The organism is Streptomyces sp. NPDC003016 (assembly GCF_053591455.1).
Map to the genome: position 1 here is coordinate 20035 of NZ_JBSFTV010000038.1, position 13703 is coordinate 33737.

The following is a 13703-nucleotide window of genomic DNA, read 5'->3' on the forward strand; positions in this document are numbered from 1 at the left end:
CGCGCTCCGGGAGGCGAGTGGCCGGGGGCCCGGAAATCCGGGCGCCGGAGCCCCGGGCGGGCGTGGTCCTAGGCCCAGGGACCTCGGCCGCCCGGTCTGAGACGATGGACGGGTGAACGAGATTCCGCGCGGCACGCTTCAGGAGCAGACTTTTTACGAACAGGTCGGCGGCGAGGAGACTTTCCGGCGCCTGGTCCACCGCTTCTACCAGGGGGTCGCGGAAGATCCCCTGCTGAAGCCGATGTACCCGGAGGAGGATCTGGGCCCCGCCGAAGAGCGGCTCGCGCTCTTCCTGATGCAGTACTGGGGCGGACCCCGCACGTACAGCGACGAGCGCGGCCACCCGCGCCTGCGGATGCGGCACGCGCCGTTCACCGTCGACAAGGCCGCGCACGACGCCTGGCTGAAGCACATGCGGGTGGCCGTCGACGAGCTGGGGCTGTCCGAGGAGCACGAGCGGCAGCTGTGGAACTACCTGACGTACGCCGCCGCTTCGATGCTGAACACCGTTCCTGAGCACTGAGTTTCAGTGAGTCCTGCTGTCCGGACCGCTGGCCGGTGGCGCGCCCCGGACGGTGTGGGGCGTGCTGGGTTTCCGCTTTCTCGTCCCGCTCGGCGGCGGCTCTCTTCGGGGCCGGTCCGTGGTGGGTGGGCGGTTTCCCTCGCGTCCCGGGGTCTTCGGTCGGGCCTGGGCGGTCCGATGCCCCACACGGTCGCTCTGGTCGTGCGGGGGCGGTGCCGTCCGCCGCCGGATCGGGTGTCCCTGGGCGCGTCGCCCGATCGCGACGCTCGCGGCACCGTGTCGGGACGGTGTGCGGCGGGGCGTCCCCAAGGGCTGCTGCCGTTGAGCACGTGCAGGCGTCGGGACTCGGCATGCCACTCGGTACCCGAACCATCACCGCGCGGCACGCCTTGCCGCTGGTTCGCCTTCGCCCCAGCGGCTGTGCCAGCCGTGCCTCGATCGCCGCAATGCCTGCCCGTAGCTCTGGCAGGGCTCGAACAGCGGGCGGCGAGCCGCCGCGACCGCCCGGCGTACGGTCACGGCGCGCTGATCTCCTGCGACCGCCTGGTGCGCGTCTTCACGACGGACGGGGTGGAGGTGCAGGCGCTCCAGGGCCTGGACCTCCTGGTCGAGGAGGGCGAGCTGATGGCCCCGGTGGGCGCGTCGGGCAGCGGCAGATCCACCCTGATGAACATCCTGGCGGGCCTCGACGAGCTACGGCGGGCGCGGTGAAGGTGGCGGGGTGCGACCTGTTGGCGATGGACGCGAAGGAACGGCTGCGCTACCGGCGGGACGCGGTGGGCTTCGTCCGGCAGCAGACGGCCCGCAACCTTCTCCCCTGCCTGACGGCGGCGCAGAACGTGGCGCTGCCGATGCAGCTGCGCGGCCGGGGCCGTACGGTACGCGCCGACGCGCTCCTCACGATGCTGAAGGCCGCCCACTGCCGCGACCGCCGCCCGCACCGGATGTCCGGCGGCGAGCAGCAGCGCGTGGCGATCGCGGTGGCCCTCGCCGACAGCCCCTCGGTCCTCCTCGCCGACGAGCCGACCGGCGAACTGGACTCGTCGGCCGCGGAGCAGATCTTCGAGGCGTTCCGTACGGCGAACGAGGAGCTCGGCACGACGATCGTGATCGTCACGCACGACCAGCAGGTGGCGGGCGAGGTCCGCCGCACGGTGGCCGTCCGCGACGGCCGCACGTCGTCCGAGGTCCTGCGCCGTACGGAGGTCGACGCGACGACGGGCCAGGAGCCGGTGGTGGCGAGGGAGTACGCGATGCTGGACCGGGCGGGCCGCCTGCAACTGCCCGCCGAGTACATCCAGGCCCTGGGCATGGAGCACCGGGCCGTGCCGGAACTGGAGCAGGACCCCATGGAGATCCACCCCGACAGCGCCCCGACAGCACCGCCGGGCTGAGCAGGCTGGGAGAAACCACTCCGGCCGCATCTGCGCCACCTGCACCGGGGCCACCTACACCGGGGCCACCGAAAGCACCCCGAGCCCCGCCCGCCGCACCGCGATCGAGCCGTACGGCGTACGCAGCCGAAGCCAGCCTCCCGCGGCCAGCAGCGCCACCGCACCTGCGGTCGCGGTCGCATCCGCGCCCACCGGCCCGGTCCGCAGGAACCCCAGCGACTGCGCCGCGTGCACCGCACGCAACGGCAGCTCCGTGTCGCCCAGCGTCCGCGCCCAGATCTCCCGGCCGATACGGTCCCGCGCGGCCCGCGTCCGCTCCGCCGGCGCCAGCGCCTCGTCCCGCGCCCGGAACTCCGCGACCGCCGCCGCGAGCGCCGCCCGCATCGCTTCGGGCTCCGGAAGCCCCGGGACCTGCCGCCAGCCGCCGCGCGGCGGCAGCACACCGGCCCACGGCGGCCCCGTGACCGCGCCGGGCACCGCCACGGTCCCCGTGGACTCCTCGATGCCTTCGAGAAGCTCCCCGGCGGACACGGTGACGTCCAGCTCGTCCGCGCCCGGGTCCACGCCCGTGCCCGGCCCCGCGCCGACGCCCGCAAGCCTCGACGTCCGCACGGCCAGCACCTCGAACGCCGGCGGCCGCCCGAAGACGGCCACCGCCCCGTCGCCCACCTGGAGACGGACCGCCGCGGCCCGGTCGTAACGGATCAGCCGCCCGAGGAACGCGGCGAGATCCGCCGCCTCCCCCGCGTCGGCAAGCGCCAGCCGCCCGAGCGCCGTCATGCGGCGACAGCCCTCCGCCGGCCGCCGTGGTCGCCGTCGTCCAGGTACTCCTGGAGGAACGCCTTCTCCTCGGCCGAGATCCGCCGCGGCCGGGCCGCTTCGAGGTCGTACGGCACCACGACGGTCGAGGCCCGGACGTACACCCGCTCGGAGCCTTCGGCGTCCTTCACCTCGTACGCGATCGTCAGCGACGCCGCGCCGATCTTCGTCACCCACGACTCGACGGTCACCGGCTCGTGCCGGTGGACCAGCGGCAGTTTGTAGTCGATCTCGTGCCGGGCCACGACGGACCCGCCGGCGAACGACGGCGAACCGTCCCCCGGCGCCAGCCGGAACATGAAGTCGATCCGCGCTTCCTCCAGGTACCGGAGGAAGACGACGTTGTTGACGTGCCCGAAGGCGTCCATGTCCGACCAGCGCAGGGGACAGCGGTAGATATGGCGGGACAAGATCAGCCTCGCGTCAGCTTCTTGTACGTCGCACGATGCGGACGCGCCGCGTCCGCGCCGAGGCGCTCGATCTTGTTCTTCTCGTACGACTCGAAGTTGCCCTCGAACCAGTACCACTTGGAGTCGCCCTCGTACGCGAGGATGTGCGTCGCCACGCGGTCCAGGAACCAGCGGTCGTGGGAGATGACCACGGCCGCGCCCGGGAACTCCAGCAGCGCGTTCTCCAGCGAGGACAGGGTCTCGACGTCCAGGTCGTTCGTCGGCTCGTCGAGGAGCAGCAGGTTGCCGCCCTCCTTGAGCGTCAGCGCCAGGTTGAGGCGGTTGCGCTCACCACCGGACAGGACACCGGCCGGCTTCTGCTGGTCCGGGCCCTTGAAGCCGAAGGCGGAGACGTACGCCCGCGAGGGCATCTCGACCTGGCCGACGTTGATGTAGTCCAGCTCGTCCGACACGACCGCCCACAGCGACTTCTTCGGGTCGATGTTGGAGCGGTTCTGGTCGACGTACGAGATCTTGACGGTCTCGCCGACCCGGATCGCGCCGGAGTCCGGCTTCTCCAGGCCCTGGATCATCTTGAACAGCGTGGTCTTGCCGGCGCCGTTCGGGCCGATGACGCCCACGATGCCGTTGCGCGGCAGCGTGAAGGACAGGTCGTCGATCAGGACCTTGTCGCCGAAGGCCTTCGACAGCTTCTCGACCTCGACGACGATCGAGCCCAGACGCGGGCCCGGCGGGATCTGGATCTCCTCGAAGTCCAGCTTCCGCATCTTGTCCGCCTCGGCGGCCATCTCCTCGTACCGGGCGAGACGCGCCTTCGACTTGGTCTGGCGGCCCTTGGCGTTGGAGCGGACCCACTCCAGCTCTTCCTTGAGCCGCTTGGCGCGCTTCTCGTCCTTGCGGCCCTCGACCTTGAGGCGGGAGGCCTTCTTGTCGAGGTACGTGGAGTAGTTGCCCTCGTAGGGGATCGCGCGGCCGCGGTCGAGTTCGAGGATCCACTCGGCGACGTTGTTCAGGAAGTACCGGTCGTGGGTGACGGCGACAACGGCGCCCGCGTACTTCGAGAGGTGCTGCTCCAGCCAGTTCACCGACTCGGCGTCGAGGTGGTTGGTGGGCTCGTCGAGGAGGAGCAGGTCGGGCGCCTCGATCAGCAGCTTGCAGAGCGCGACGCGGCGCTTCTCGCCACCGGAGAGGTTGTTGACCGGCCAGTCGCCGGGCGGGCAGCCCAGCGCGTCCATGGCCTGCTCCAGCTGGGCGTCGAGGTCCCAGGCGTTGGCGTGGTCGAGGTCCTCCTGGAGCTTGCCCATCTCGTCGAGCAGCGCGTCGGAGTAGTCGGTCGCCATGAGCTCGGCGACCTCGTTGAAGCGCTTGAGCTTGCCCATGATCTCGGCGGCGCCGTCCTGGACGTTCTCCAGGACGGTCTTGGACTCGTCGAGCTTCGGCTCCTGCATGAGGATGCCGACGCTGAAGCCGGGCGACAGGAACGCGTCACCGTTGGAGGGCTGCTCCAGACCCGCCATGATCTTCAGCACCGTGGACTTACCGGCACCGTTGGGCCCCACCACACCGATCTTCGCTCCCGGCAGGAAGCTCAGCGTGACGTCGTCAAGGATCACCTTGTCGCCGTGCGCCTTGCGCGTCTTGCGCATCGTGTAGATGTACTCAGCCAAGAGAAACCGTCCGGCAATCGATGTGTGGGCAGATACACCCCATCTTGCCTGACGTCCACCCCGGGACGGAAACGGGTTCCGCCGGGGGCCCGTCACCTGGACGTTCGCTGGCCGCGCGGACAGCTGACCTGTCACTGTTTGTCGCCGTTGGTCGCTGCCGAGCGGCCTCGCACGGCCCATGGACGGCCCAGATGTGATCAGCCGCTAGGTGCCAGCAGGACGTATGTTGGCCCGCAATGATCGAGAACTATCCACGGTTCCCTGAATTCAAGATTCCGTGTACTTTCGCGGTGTGCTGACTGTTGCTTCCGACATCGAGGTGCTGGCCCGCTTCGGCCGCGCGCTCGCCGACCCGATCCGCTGCCGCCTCCTGCTGGCTCTGCGCGAGGCTCCCGCCTACCCGTCCGACCTCGCCGACACCCTGGGCATTTCCCGCACCCGCCTGTCGAACCACCTGACGTGCCTGCGGGACTGCGGCCTGGTCGTCACCGTCCCCGAAGGCCGACGCACCCGCTACGAGCTCGCCGACGAACGCCTCGGTCACGCTCTGGACGACCTGCGCACCGCAGTCGTCGCGGTGGAGACCGACCGTACTTGCCCGGACGCCGAGACAAAGGGCTGCTGCTGAGATGACTGCCATATCCCTGGGCCCGTCCCCGGCTCGCCGCGACGTGCTGGCGAAGCGAATACGACTGCTGGTCGCAGTGACGATCACCTACAACGTGATCGAGGCGGTCGTCGCCATCACGGCCGGCACCCTGGCTTCCTCCACCGCGCTGATCGGCTTCGGCCTCGACTCGATCATCGAAGTGTCCTCCGCTGCTGCCGTCGCCTGGCAGTTCTCCGCGACCGACCACACCGTCGGTGAAGCCCGCGAGAAGACCACTCTGCGGATCATCGCGGTCTCCTTCTTCGCCCTCGCCGCCTACGTCACGATCGACTCGATCCGCGCTCTGACCGGCACCGGCGAAGCGGAGCACTCCACCCCCGGCATCGTGATCGCCGCCCTTTCCCTGCTGGTCATGCCGTTCCTGTCCGCCGCACAGCGCAAGGCCGGACGCGAACTGGGCTCCGCCTCCGCCGTCGCGGACTCCAAGCAGACCCTGCTGTGTACGTACCTCTCAGCCGTTCTGCTCGTCGGCCTGGTCGCCAACAGCCTCTTCGGCTGGACCTGGGCCGATCCCATCGCCGCCCTCGTCATCGCCGCAATCGCCCTCAAGGAAGGCCGCGACGCCTGGCAGGGCAAAGGCTGCTGCGCGACACCTCCCACCGCCACACCGGTACTCGCTGCCGAGCCGGACGCCTGCGGCTGCAAGCCTGGATGCTCCTGCTGTTGAGCGCAGCGGCAAACTCGACGCCCGCTGTGAGCCACTAGGTCGGTGGAGCGGCTTTGGGCTGGAGCTGCTTTGGGGCGAGTGATCATGGCCCCTTACGCTGGCCGCGATTCGGGCAGCACCTAGCCTGCCCGCAACAGCCCGAATCGGGGCCATGACCTTAGAGGCTCGCCCCAAAGTGGCTGCCTAAAGCCGTGGAGCCGACCGCCCCAGCCACAGAAGGGTTTCCTACCCACTACCCACCCCCCAGCACGCAGCGCACCGCCGGGGCGCGGCCGGCCGGGGCGAAGACAGGAGGCGGGCCGCGCCGCAGAGGCGGCGCGCCCCGCGCCGTGCGCGGGGTCTTGATGAAGTAGGGAAACTCTTACCGCGCTGCTCTCGCACTCAGATGGCGTCGAGTAGCTCTGTCATGTTCTCAATGACCACGGTTGCCCCTGCACGGGTCAACGCCTCGGACTTGCCGGGCTTGTTGGCGTAGCCGATCGACAGCCCCCCGCCGCACGGGCAGCTTGGATGTCCGTCACTGAGTCGCCGACGAGCAGCGCGCGCCCCGGCTCCACTCCGTGAGCATCGAGTGCCAGGAAGACCATGTGGGGGTCAGGCTTCATCTGCCTCAGTCGGGACGGTTCGCGGCCGATCAGGGGTACTACGTACTGATCAAGCCCTCGGCTCGTGAAATACCGCTTCAGGGCCGAAGTGCTGTTGTTACTGACTGCCGCCAGTCGGCGCGAGTCGTTGTGGAGCGCCTTGATGACGTCCTCGGCGTGAGGCGTAGCGTCCGCTTGGTCGGCGGCCGTGACTTCGAGATCCGTCAGCATGGCTTCAAGCTCACTGACCCCCGGCAGGTCCTGCTCGCTTGCGGCCTTCACCACTCCCAATGGGTCATCCCCTGGGCTGAGCAGTGAGGCAGACCCGTGAGCCTCGGCGTATGCGCGGCGCAAGGACCGGGCTACCTCTGCGGCAGGCACGGTGGAGAAGACACGGCAGATCGGTCCATCGAAGTCGAAGAGGACGGATTCGACCCCGCCCAAAACCCGACGGATCTCCGTGAGTTCACTCACGGCTGGAAGTCCTCACCCAGGTTGTCCCAAACGCTGTCGAACCAGAGCTGACCTTGATCCGGAGGTGTCGGCCGCGCTGGCCACTCACACGCAGCGCTTCCCGCCGGCCGATGTGACCCTGCCCTGGTTGACGCCTGCAGGCCCGAAGGTCACGAAGCGGCTCATCTTCACGAACGGCTCGGGCAATGCCCTGTGGAGTAACGCCTTCAACGATCGGGCCTGGAAGCCCGCTCTGGCGGCTGCGGGGATCATCCCGACCCCTGAGAGGGGAGCGCGCTACGCGGCAGCCAGAGAGCACGGCATGCACGCGCTGAGGCACTTCTACGCTTCGGTCCTCCTCGATGCCGGGGAGAACATCAAGGCGCTGAGCCTCTATCTCGGGCACAGCGATGCGGGCTTCACGCTCCGCGTCTACACGCACCTGATGCCGAGCAGCGAGACCCGGACCCGGAAGGCGATCATTGCCATGTACCGGGCCGCCGGTCACGCCCATGACGGCCCAGACACGGCCCAGGCTGCCTGACACGGCCCCTCATCGACGGGAACCCGCTGGTGAGGGGCTGTTTCATGCGCCAAGTCGGCAAGTAACACCCCATCTCGCCTGACGTCCACCCCGGGACGGAAACGGGTATGCCGACGGCCCCGGTACGCCGAAGCACACCGGGGCCGCAGTAACCGCTCGGCGATCGGATGTCGCCGTGTCCGTTCCTCTTTACTCGGCGCCCGGACCCGGGGCGGACTCCTTCTTGCGGAAGAAGAAGACCGCGGCGCCGCCGAGGACGACGAAGACGGCCGCGATGCCCAGGATCATCGGTGTGGCGTTGGAGCTGCCGGTCTCGGCGAGGTCCGGACCGTCGACGACGGCGGCGGGGGCGTCACCGGCCGCGGCGGGGCTGGGCTGGTTCTGGGGCTCCTCCGTGGTGCCGACACCCGTGGCGGCGGAGGTCTTGCAGTCGAGGATGCCCTTGAAGTTCTTCTTCAGGCCGCCGGGACCGCTGATCGTGAAGTTGTACGGCTGGTCCTCCTGGACCGGGACGGTGACGGTCTGCGACTGACCGGCCTCGACGGTGTGCTCGGTGCCTATCAGCTCGAAGCTGAACGGCTCGTCGCCCTCGTTGGTGGCGGTGACGTCCACGCCGCCCTTCGCGCAGTTCTTCTTGGCGGAGAGCGCCGGAATGGCTCCCTTCTTCGCCCACGTGGCGGTGGCACCGGCGGAGACGGTGGACTCGCTGGAGCCGGCCAGGATCTGGGTCTGGCTCTGCGTGACACCGGTGAAGGCCCGGCCGACCGGCACCGGGGTGGTGGCCTGCACGGTCAGCGCGGACGAACCGTCGGCCGCGGCGGCGGGGACGTCGAAGTACAGCTCGCTGCCGTCGGCGGCGGCGGTGACGGGCTTGCCGTCCTTTCCGACGACCTTGACGCCGCTGGCGGCGGCGTCGGCGGGCGGGGCCACGGTGACGCGGTCCGCGTTGGTGCGGACGGTGACCGGGCCGAGCTTCTCGCCGGCCTTGCCGGAGACCGCGTTCGGCTCCAGGGTCAGGGACGGCCTGGGCTCGGCGGCGTCGCGCGCGTTCTTCTCCAGGTAGTCGGCGAGCTTCTCCGCCTTCGCGTCGAGCGCGTCGACCTTGACGTGGTCGGAGTACCGCCAGATCGCGACCTGCGTGCCGGCCGCGGCCGTCTGCTCGGTGAGTGAGTCGACTCCGGCCTGCTCGGCCAGCGCGCTCAGGTCGTCGACCTGTGGGTAGGAGTGCTCCAGGATCCAGCGGATCTTGCCGGCGTCGCCGTTCGTGCCGAGCGACGTCTGGCCCCAGGAGGTCTCCAGGTACTTCGCCTGCTCCTGCGTCGGGCGGTGGATGTCGATGCAGTACGTCTTGAGGGTGCCGCCGCCGTCGACGGTCATCTCGAACAGACCGGCGGGAATCCGCTGGTCACCGCCGTCCGTGTGGATGACGGCCTTGTCATAGGTCTTCAGCCCGTCGAGCGTGGCCGCCGCACCGCCCTGGTGCTGCGGCGCCTCCTCCGCGGCTGCGGGGCCCGCGGTGGCCATTGCCCCCACGGCGAGGAGGCCCGAAGCCACGGCCGCGGCGGTGAGACGGGCGGAACCCCGTCTCCGTACGGAGAACGCGCGATACGCGGAAGGCGCAGAAAATCCAGAAAACGCAGAGAGCGAAGCAAACACAGAATTCCCCTTCGGGCGAGGCTCCCTCGCATGGTGCGAGTGTGGGGAGGGCCTCGCCGGCAGACTCAAGTGCCCCGTGAGTATGCAGAAATCCTAGAGACGCGTGGAACGGCAGCGCCCTGTCATGCCGTCAGACGGGCATTCCGAATCGGAATCGTTATCGCTCCTCGCTTCCCTGAACTGATGCTGTCGACAAATCACCGTACGAATCAGCCGAGTTGTGGCCTTCTGTCACCGGGCGCCGCGTCAGGGCCGGATCTCCCTTCACCACCCGCCTGAACGCGGATGTCCCGCGCGTCATGTCGTGTCCCACCGCCAGTGCCTCGATGTCCGCGGAGAATCTGCGCTGCCCGTCCTTCTCCTCGTCCCGGACCCTCAACCGCCCGTGCACCAGCAGCGGTTCACCGATGGAGAGCGAACCGGCCAGGTTCATCGCCAGTGACCTCCGCGCCCATACCGTGTAGAAGCTGGAGTGCCCGTCCGCCCAGCTCTCCTTCCGGCGGTCCCAGTGCCGCGCCGTCACCGCGAACCGGAAACGGGCCACACCGCCCGCCGCCGAATCCCGGTAGTCCACGCCGGTCGCGGCATTGCCCACCAGCGTCACCCAGGTGTCACTCATCCCAGCACCCCTCACCGCTACACCCTCGGCCGTCTCGGCCGGCCGTTCCGACCGGCCGCTGGTCCCATGCTGGACCGGACACGGCGAGCCCGCCGGGGCCTGTGGACTACCGGCCGGTTGTGGACACTCCCGTCACCGCCACGTACTGCTCGCGCACCTCCCGGTACCGCAGCAGCTCCGCCGACACCGGATCCAGTACGCGCGCCCGGCCGCACCCGGCGGCCGCCTCCCGCAGCCGGCGTTCGGCGTCCTGCCCGTACCGCCGTGCCGGCCCCTTGGCCGCCGCCGAACACGCCCACTCCACCAGCGGGCCGCCGATGATCCCGGCGAGCATCACCAGTACCGGAGGCAGCAGTTCCGGCTCCAGCACGCCCACGATCTGGCCCACCAGCCACAACCCGCCGAAGACCTGGAGCAGCGTCATCGATGCCTGGGTCAGCACCGCCGCAGGCCACCACGCGGGCCTCGGGGGCCTGCCGAGGGGCACTCCGGCCCGTACCGCCAGTACGTCCAGCTCCTCCGGAAGCCCGGCCGCGCCGCGCACCGCGGACTCCCGCACCGCCTGCGCCCAGGGGGCGGGCAGCCCGGCGGCGGCCTCGTCCGCCACCGCGCGCACGGCCTGCTCCACGCGCTGCCTGGCGGTGATCTCCCCCTCGTCCCCCTCGTCCTGTGCCCGCCTGTCCACCGGCTCGATCCCGGCCCCCGGCGTGCGGCTCTCCTCGTACCAGCGCCACAGCCTCAGCCACGGTGTCCCGCACGCCTTCCCCGCGTTCCTGCGCCACTCGCGCTCCGCCGCCTCGCCCACGGCCGCCGCGCCCACCGCCTCCGCCAGCCGGTCGGTGAACTCGGCCCGGGCCCGCTCGTCGAGCCCGGGCCGCCGCCCGTCGGCCACGTAGACCGGGCGCAGCCGGGCCGCGGCGCCGTCCACGTCTGCGGACAGCCGGCGCGCGGCGGCGCCGCGCTCCTGCACGAACTGTCCGAGCATGTCGCGCAGTTCGCCGACGCCCTCCCCGGTCATGGCGGACAGGGCCAGCACCGTGGCACCGGGTTCGCCGTGTTCGCCGAGCGCCATGCCGTCCTCGTCGAGCAGCCTGCGCAGGTCGTCGAGGACCAGGTCGGCTGCGTCGCCCGGCAGCCGGTCCACCTGGTTGAGCACCACGAAGGTGACCTCCGCGTGTCCGGCGAGCGGCCGCAGATAGCGCTCGTGCAGTACGGCGTCGGCGTACTTCTCCGGGTCGACGACCCAGATCACCGCGTCGACGAGCGTGAGCACCCGGTCCACCTGGTCCCGGTGGGCGGTGACGGCCGAGTCGTGGTCGGGCAGGTCGACGAGCACGAGCCCGCTGAGCGCCTCGTCGCGCAGGCCGCCGTGCAGCGGCCTGCGGCGCAGCCGCCCGGGGATGCCGATCCGGTCCAGCAGTCCGGCGGCGCCGTCGGACCAGCTGCAGGCGATGGGCGCGGACGTGGTCGGCCTGCGCAGTCCCGTGTCGGAGATCTGGACGCCCGCGAGGGCGTTGAAGAGCATCGATTTGCCGCTGCCGGTGGCGCCCGCGACGGCGACGACGGTGTGCCGGGCGGAGAGCCGCTGGCGGGCGGCGGCCTCGTCGAGCACGCGGCCGGCCTCGGCGAGCGTGCTCGCGTCGATGCGAGTACGGGAGAGCCCGACCAGCTCGCGCAGGGCGTCGAGCCGTCCGCGCAGCCGGCCGCCGTAGGCATCGCCGTGAGCACCGCCGTGCGGCAGGCCGTCGTACTCGTCGGGCTCCTGCGGCTCCTGCCGGTTCCGCGGCTCTTCGGACCGGGGCCGCTCGGACGGCTTGCCCCTCGCCGCGCGCGCGGCGGCGCGCCGGGCGATCAGCCCGTCGTCCCACCGCCCCTCGCTTCGGCGGGCCCTGTGTCCCTCAGCGGTGTCGTCCGTGTCATCAGTCACAGCAGTCACGTTCCCGGTCACTTTTCCTTCTGCAGTACGGAGAGCGCGGCGATCAGCGCGGCCTGCGGCTCCGGAGTCACTTCGAGGGCGTCGACCGGCGCGAGCCGCCGGTCCCTTTCGGCGTTCAGTACGCGGTCGATGTACGCCGTGAGCAGTTCCCCGCCCTTGTCGCGCAACCGGGTCGCGGCGACCGCGCCGATCCGCTCGGCGAGCCGCTCCCCCGCGTTGCGCGCCCGGCGCCCGCCCAGCAGCGCGGCGGCGAGCAGGGCGGCGACGGTCTCGGAGTCGGGCGCGGGGGGCCGCTCCAGTTCCCGTACCTCCTCGTCGGCGAGCTCTTCGAGCACCCGGCGCCAGCGCCGTGCGGCCAGCCCGATCCGCTCGCCCGCCTCCCGGTCGGGGACGGCGAACACCAGCCCGTCCGCGGCGGGTTCGCTCCGCCATGCCTCGTGGACGTGCTCGTCGGCGGCGGCGACCGCGCACTGCAACAGCGCCGTGAGGCTCTCGACGAGCGAGTCGAGGAGCTCACCCGCCGAACTGTCCAGCGGATAGCCGCGCCAGCGGGTGAGGGCGTCCCCGGACATGACCGCGCCGCGCCGGAGCCGTTGGCGCACCCGCTCGCCCTCCTTCTCGTACGCCTCCTCGACATCCGTGATCAGCCGTACGGACGCGGCGTACTGGGCGGCGACGGCCCCGGCGAGTCCGGGCATCCGGGTGTTGAGCGACTCGATGACGCCGGCCGCGGTACGGCCGATGGCCTGCTGCCGGGCCGCAGGATCGTGCACCCGGTGCGCCAGCCAGGCGCGCAGCGGCTCGACGGCGGTGTCGGGCAGCAGACCGGTGCCGCCGCCCGCCGATTCGGGCAGCTCGGGGATGGTGAACCGGGGCACGTCGCCGAGCCCGGCCTTGGTGAGCAGCGCCCCGTACTGGTGCGACACCTCGCCGACGACCTGGTGGGGCACCCGGTCGAGGACGATGACGAGGGTGGCGTCGTACTCCTTCGCGGTACGCAGCAGGTGCCACGGCACCGCGTCGGCGTACCGGGAAGCGGTCGTCACCATCACCCAGACGTCCGCGGCACAGATCAGCTCGGCGGCGAGCACCCGGTTCCCGGCGACCAGCGAGTCGATGTCGGGGGCGTCGAGGAGCGCGAGTCCGCGCGGCAGCGACCCCACGGTCTCCACCCGCAGCGAACCCCCGGCCTCTTCGCCACGGTCCGCCGCCGCTTCCGCCGCCGGCCCTCTCCCCGTCTCCTCCTGGTCCTCCTCCTGCCGCGGCAGCCACACGCGCGTGAGCTGCGGCAGTACGCGGAGGTTCGCGAACCAGTGGTGATCGTCCGGGTGGCACACGAGCACGGGCGTCCGGGTGGTGGGCCGCAGTACGCCGGCCTCGCTGACCCGTCTGCCGACCAGTGAGTTGACGAGCGTGGACTTGCCGGCTCCGGTGGAGCCGCCGACGACGACGAGCAGGGGCGCCTCGGGCTGTTTCAGCCGGGGCAGCAGGTAGTCGTCGAGCTGCTCCAGCAGCTCCAGCCGTGCCCGTCGCGCGCACGGAGCCCCTGCCAGGGGGAGTGGAAGGCCCACGGCAGCGACACGGTCGCGCAGGGCGGAGAGTGCGTCGATCAGCTGAGGCCGTGCGTCCAAGGTCACCACATGCGAAGAATGCCCAATTTTAGAGTCTTTTAGAAGCTTAAAGGCACCTCTGCGCGCCGATTGGCGGCCAGGGACAGGCGGTACGAGTGAGGTTCAGGCATAACGAGTGCACAACACCCGG

11 protein-coding genes and 2 pseudogenes are annotated in these 13703 nt (G+C 70.7%); 5 read left to right on the top strand and 8 right to left on the bottom strand.

The window, feature by feature from the left end; all coding sequences use genetic code 11:
- Nucleotides 1-112: 112 nt before the first annotated feature.
- On the top strand, nt 113-523 hold the full coding sequence (locus tag ACWDZ4_RS27810; protein ID WP_451511127.1) for a globin: 411 nt from the start codon (nt 113-115) through the stop codon (nt 521-523).
- Nucleotides 524-943: 420 nt separating this feature from the next.
- Nucleotides 944-1917: pseudogene (locus tag ACWDZ4_RS27815) on the top strand (ABC transporter ATP-binding protein).
- 54 nt (nt 1918-1971) lie between these two features.
- On the opposite strand, the gene ACWDZ4_RS27820 reads toward ACWDZ4_RS27815, so the two are convergent.
- Genes ACWDZ4_RS27820 through ettA form a run of 3 tightly spaced genes read right to left on the bottom strand, consistent with a single transcriptional unit; the run spans nt 1972 to nt 4813 of the window.
- A complete protein-coding gene (locus tag ACWDZ4_RS27820) occupies nt 1972-2697 on the bottom strand; it encodes a hypothetical protein (RefSeq protein ID WP_451511128.1) in 726 nt (241 codons plus the stop codon).
- Nucleotides 2694-3146, bottom strand: a complete 453-nt coding sequence (locus ACWDZ4_RS27825) for an acyl-CoA thioesterase (RefSeq protein WP_451511129.1) — start codon at nt 3144-3146, stop codon at nt 2694-2696. The genes ACWDZ4_RS27820 and ACWDZ4_RS27825 overlap by 4 nt, the downstream gene beginning before the upstream one ends.
- 2 nt (nt 3147-3148) lie before the next feature.
- On the bottom strand, nt 3149-4813 hold the full coding sequence (gene ettA / locus ACWDZ4_RS27830; RefSeq protein ID WP_451511130.1) for an energy-dependent translational throttle protein EttA: 1665 nt from the start codon (nt 4811-4813) through the stop codon (nt 3149-3151).
- A gap of 292 nt (nt 4814-5105) precedes the next feature.
- On the opposite strand from ettA, the gene ACWDZ4_RS27835 reads away from it, so the two are divergent.
- A complete protein-coding gene (locus ACWDZ4_RS27835) occupies nt 5106-5441 on the top strand; it encodes an ArsR/SmtB family transcription factor (RefSeq protein WP_451511131.1) in 336 nt (111 codons plus the stop codon).
- A gap of 1 nt (nt 5442) precedes the next feature.
- Nucleotides 5443-6150, top strand: coding sequence for a cation transporter (locus ACWDZ4_RS27840; RefSeq protein ID WP_451511132.1), 708 nt, complete (start codon nt 5443-5445; stop codon nt 6148-6150).
- Between the two features lie 440 nt (nt 6151-6590).
- Here ACWDZ4_RS27840 and ACWDZ4_RS27845 read toward each other — a convergent pair whose 3' ends face one another.
- Nucleotides 6591-7208 (bottom strand): HAD family hydrolase, encoded by a 618-nt coding sequence (locus ACWDZ4_RS27845; protein WP_451511133.1) that lies wholly within the window; start codon nt 7206-7208, stop codon nt 6591-6593.
- Nucleotides 7209-7233: 25 nt separating this feature from the next.
- On the opposite strand from ACWDZ4_RS27845, the pseudogene ACWDZ4_RS27850 reads away from it, so the two are divergent.
- Nucleotides 7234-7731, top strand: a pseudogene (locus ACWDZ4_RS27850) (tyrosine-type recombinase/integrase); the annotation flags it as partial.
- Nucleotides 7732-7920: 189 nt separating this feature from the next.
- Here ACWDZ4_RS27850 and ACWDZ4_RS27855 read toward each other — a convergent pair.
- From ACWDZ4_RS27855 to ACWDZ4_RS27870, 4 genes are all read right to left on the bottom strand, one after another.
- A complete protein-coding gene (locus ACWDZ4_RS27855) occupies nt 7921-9255 on the bottom strand; it encodes a Cys-Gln thioester bond-forming surface protein (protein ID WP_451511134.1) in 1335 nt (444 codons plus the stop codon).
- Nucleotides 9256-9544: 289 nt separating this feature from the next.
- Entirely contained in the window at nt 9545-10006 is a 462-nt protein-coding gene (locus tag ACWDZ4_RS27860; protein ID WP_451511135.1) for a single-stranded DNA-binding protein, read from the bottom strand.
- 106 nt (nt 10007-10112) lie between these two features.
- Complete coding sequence (locus tag ACWDZ4_RS27865) at nt 10113-11942, bottom strand: GTPase (protein ID WP_451511136.1); 1830 nt, start codon at nt 11940-11942, stop codon at nt 10113-10115.
- A gap of 8 nt (nt 11943-11950) precedes the next feature.
- Nucleotides 11951-13573, bottom strand: a complete 1623-nt coding sequence (locus ACWDZ4_RS27870) for a dynamin family protein (protein WP_451511137.1) — start codon at nt 13571-13573, stop codon at nt 11951-11953.
- Nucleotides 13574-13703 lie beyond the last annotated feature (130 nt).